5 protein-coding genes and 1 pseudogene are annotated in these 3884 nt (G+C 53.2%); all 6 read right to left on the bottom strand.

Annotated features, from left to right (window positions below; translation table 11 throughout):
• Positions 1-47: 47 nt before the first annotated feature.
• Positions 48-284: a nucleotidyltransferase domain-containing protein gene (locus ACOYNV_RS26400; protein ID WP_422902796.1), complete on the bottom strand. Its 237-nt coding sequence runs from the start codon at positions 282-284 to the stop codon at positions 48-50.
• Between the two features lie 416 nt (positions 285-700).
• Positions 701-826 (bottom strand): hypothetical protein, encoded by a 126-nt coding sequence (locus tag ACOYNV_RS26395; protein ID WP_422902795.1) that lies wholly within the window; start codon positions 824-826, stop codon positions 701-703.
• Entirely contained in the window at positions 826-1851 is a 1026-nt protein-coding gene (locus ACOYNV_RS26390; protein WP_422902794.1) for a DUF4351 domain-containing protein, read from the bottom strand. The genes ACOYNV_RS26395 and ACOYNV_RS26390 overlap by 1 nt, the downstream gene beginning before the upstream one ends.
• Before the next feature lie 208 nt (positions 1852-2059).
• On the bottom strand, positions 2060-2590 hold the full coding sequence (rfaH, locus tag ACOYNV_RS26385) for a transcription/translation regulatory transformer protein RfaH (RefSeq protein ID WP_422902793.1): 531 nt from the start codon (positions 2588-2590) through the stop codon (positions 2060-2062).
• Positions 2587-2976, bottom strand: coding sequence for a MarR family EPS-associated transcriptional regulator (locus ACOYNV_RS26380; protein WP_422902792.1), 390 nt, complete (start codon positions 2974-2976; stop codon positions 2587-2589). Before ACOYNV_RS26380 ends, rfaH begins: the two co-directional genes overlap by 4 nt.
• 560 nt (positions 2977-3536) lie before the next feature.
• A pseudogene (locus ACOYNV_RS26375) lies at positions 3537-3839 on the bottom strand (transposase); the annotation flags it as partial.
• Positions 3840-3884: the final 45 nt, after the last annotated feature.

Raw genomic sequence — 3884 nt, 5'->3', positions numbered from 1 at the left:
CCCTTCTGGCAAGCTTTGGCACAAAGTTCCATATCAGTTTTGCGTGATTACTTATCAGCATATACAGCAATATCGATCTTACGTTCGCCTAGTTTCTGGTGCAGTTGCGCAAGAATATCCAGCTTCGTCATGAGGTTGATTCTTTTGGAAAGCACCAAAAGGTCAATATCGCCACCTTTGGCTGCATCATCAACACGCGAGCCAAACAGGTAAATCAAGGCGTCTGCATCGGCTTGGTGGATGGTGTCACTGATGGCTAAACGTTCCTCATTTGCTAGACGCATTGTGTACGCGGTTCCATTTCAAGTTAAGAGCACATCATCCTCAATCCGAAAAACCAATGAATACGCTACGCTTCAGGCATTCAGGCTGTAGATCAAGCCTACATGGGGTTGCAGCAGTGTAAATTTGTTCTACCGCTAACCCATTGATTTACCGTCATTCCGTGCTTGACCCGGAATCCAGTTCGTTAATCAAATAAGTCTTTTAACATCTTGATCGGATGGACGAATCTGGATACCGGCATTCGCCGGTATGACGCCGGAGGGGTTAGAACAAATTTACCCTGGGGGTTGCAGCGATGGCTGTGACTCTGGCGATGGGGCGGTGCGCTTTGGTCGCCCAGCTACTTTGCTGGCTGTTGTGGCCGAGCGCCCATCGCAGTTATCCGACAGCACCTAGAACCGCGGTAGACGCCGCACTAAATTTCAAAGGCCAGGATGGCTTTGCCATCCGCGCTCTTGCCCCTGCCCTGAAGGACGAGGTTTGCCACGCAATTGATCAATTGGTAGTTCTTCGCTTCGGCAAACAGGCGCTGCGCTTCCATCAGTGATTGGTGAATACTTCTTCAAGCGATTTGGCGTCGAGAATGTTGTCGGCCCAATGTTCAAGCTGGTCAAGGGAGGCGTTGGCCAAGCGGGCGCGGGTTTCGGGAGTCAGGGGTCCGAAGCGGCGTTTGAGCAAACGTTCGAGAACGACTGCTTCACCTTGTTGCATGCCTTGCTCCATGCCTTGCTGCATGCCTTGTTGCATGCCTTGTTGCATTCCTTTTTCGATTCCGATCCGTTCGACTGAGGTGATGTAGGGCATGGCGCGGTTCCTTTCGAGTTGTTCGATGTCTTGCCAGAGTTGTTTTTGCAGTTCGGGCGGGACTTGCATCATCCAGTCGATGACGCTGAAGAGGTCGATGATGCGTTGTTTGTCCCAGTTACGTTCGTAGAGCAGTTTGGCTAGTCGCCATTTTGCCGCAAGTCGTTTCTGGTTGTCACCTTTGGTCTGGCGAGTAAGCAACTGCGCGGCGGTGACCATGGCAAAGGGATTGGGGTCGTCGAGCAGCGTTTCGGTGCGTGCTTCGTAATCAAGCAGTTTGACGACGGGGAAACGGATGCCGACTGCGCAGCCGAAGAGTTCGTAGCCGTAGTGCTCGGGTTTCCAGTGTTCGCGGTCATCAGCGAGGACGGCAAGGCTGGCAATGGGGCGCCGGTATTTGTCGTAAAGCCGGTAGTTGTAGGTGAATAGGCGTTCGGCAAATTTGCTGTCGTGACCGCCCTGGACTTCAATGTGCACGTAGACCCATTGTTCGTCGCCGTCGTGGGTGGCGACGCGCACAAGTTTGTCGATGAGGCGCTTGCCGAGTTCGGCATCTTTGACGATCTGGGCTAGTTCCTGGTCGAGGAAGACATGGCCGCGAGGCCAGTCGATCTGGCGGTGGACGTCAGGGAAGTAGAAGGCGATGAACTCTGGAAAGTAGCGGGTGACGGCGTCTTTCCACGGGGTGTCGTAGTCGTCGTTGGGGTCGCCGCTGGCGTCCTGCTCGGGTTTCTGCATCGGGTTGGTGTGGTCAGTGATCACGGGGGTCCATCGCGTGCTTGCCAGTTGCTATAAAGATTCGTTGGCGGAGGGTGTGTTAGCTAAGGCATGCGCTGTGAGGCACGCCAAACGACGTTCTACCCCATGTTTTCCGACTGGCAGGCACGCTACCGCCCTTGGATTGAGCGTCATTCCAAAAAACGCGACTTCCCTTCCATCTACCCGGCACCGTACGCCTGGATTACTGCGGCTAGGCGGCCTTGCGTACCGCGCTGGCCGGCAAGCTTATTTTCTGCGGCCTCGCCAGAATCTCCATCAGCACCATCACTCTGGCTTCGCCACCCGGAGCTTCATACAGTCGCAGCAATTCCGCCTCGATTCCGACAAACGGTCCGTCGATCACTTTCAGGCGCTCACCTACATCAAACAGACCCTTCTGCTGCGCGGGTTGCTCAGACAATGCGGCGATAAGTGCTGACGGGATGCGCGCGGCCACACCACCAAAGCGAACCAGATGCGAGACGCCAAGCGTGCTGCGGATGGCCGACCAGTTACTGCGGCCGGCCTCAAGGTGAACAAATAGATAGCGCGGGAACAAGGGTTCGGCGATAACGACGCGACGCCCAGCACGCAGGCGGTCAACCATGAGCGTGGGCAGGCAGCAGTCGAACCCCTGGTTGCACAGGTTTTCCAGGGCACGCGCTTCTTGGCGTGGCTTGGTATAGATGACATACCAGCCGGACTGTTCGGCCTGTTCTGCACCCTTTGTCGTCGGGATCAATTGACCTCTCCGATAGCAACCGACTGAGTCAGGCTGGCAGTGGAGGCCGGCGATTCGTCGCTAGCGGCCGCCAGCACTTCCTGCCGCAACATTTCGATCTCTTCTTGCAGTTCGCCATACTCGCGAATCTTTCGCTGCAGAAAGCTGACCGTAACCTTTGATTTTTCTTCGATCCCTCTTGGGGTCAGCAAGTAGGCATAGGCTATCTTGTTGTCCGCCTTGCGAAAGTTGTTGATTTTCACCAACCCGATATCGACCAGCGCGCTGAGGCAGTAATTCGTTTTGCCAACGCTGATAGCCAAGCGGCCCGCCAGATCACGCTGACTGATCTGCGGTTCTTCGGCGAGGAGTTTCAGCAATTTGTAACGAAGGTCTTCACTTAGCACAACGGGTAGCCTAGGTACGTTCAATGGTTGAACATATTATAACGGTTAATTGGTAGAGGAACTCGCGGCATTGAGTGCCGTTACCAGAGCGCAGAGGCAACACTAACTTTGATGCGAATTCCATAGCGGAGGGATACACAGGATCTGAGTTGATTGATTTGCGTGTTACATGCACGGGAGCAATCATCAAAATTCGCGATGGAGCAGCGGTGGAGCAGCATCAAGGGCACTTTAGTTTAGTGGGGTATCCAGCTAAATACGGTAACTCGCGCATTATTTAAAGAAATCAATGGGGTGCGAATGTTTTTGTGTAGCGCGCGTGGTTACTGCATCCTTAACGTATCTCATTGTTAACAAATACTTTTAACTATATATTGACCACGATCACCGTATTTACGTGGATACCCCACTTAGTTTATGCTGTGACCGATCAACAAGAGATCATCCGTTACATTGGAAAATGGGAAACCACGACACCACTACATAGCCGCTGGTTGCGCCACAAAACCATTCAACGCCATCAAGAGAGTGCCCGGAATCTGTATATATACTTTGAACGGTCATAACTGAACCTTCTGAAAGGTTTGGAAGTTCAGGCTCAATAGCGAATTGAGCGCTTTGGCGTGGATGGTGCGGGTATCTTGCAAGCAGCGTTCGATGGCCGTGGTGAAAGAGTTGAAGTCGGGGTAGTACTTGGCATAGAGGCACTGTTTTTTGACGAACTTCCACAAGCGTTCGATGAGGTTCAAATTGGGGGAGTAAGCCGGCAGAAAGAGTAATTCTATCTTCAGTGCGTCGGCCTTGGCTTGCACCAATGCGCAGCGCTGATAGCGGGCGTTATCCAGCACGACTGTGATCGGTAATCAGCAGGACAAAATAATGTCAAGGAAACCCGGAAGCCCAAGCAT

The organism is Propionivibrio sp. (assembly GCF_049316945.1).
In the GTDB taxonomy this organism is placed as follows: domain Bacteria; phylum Pseudomonadota; class Gammaproteobacteria; order Burkholderiales; family Rhodocyclaceae; genus Propionivibrio.
This window is presented reverse-complemented; position numbering and strand designations above follow the sequence as displayed.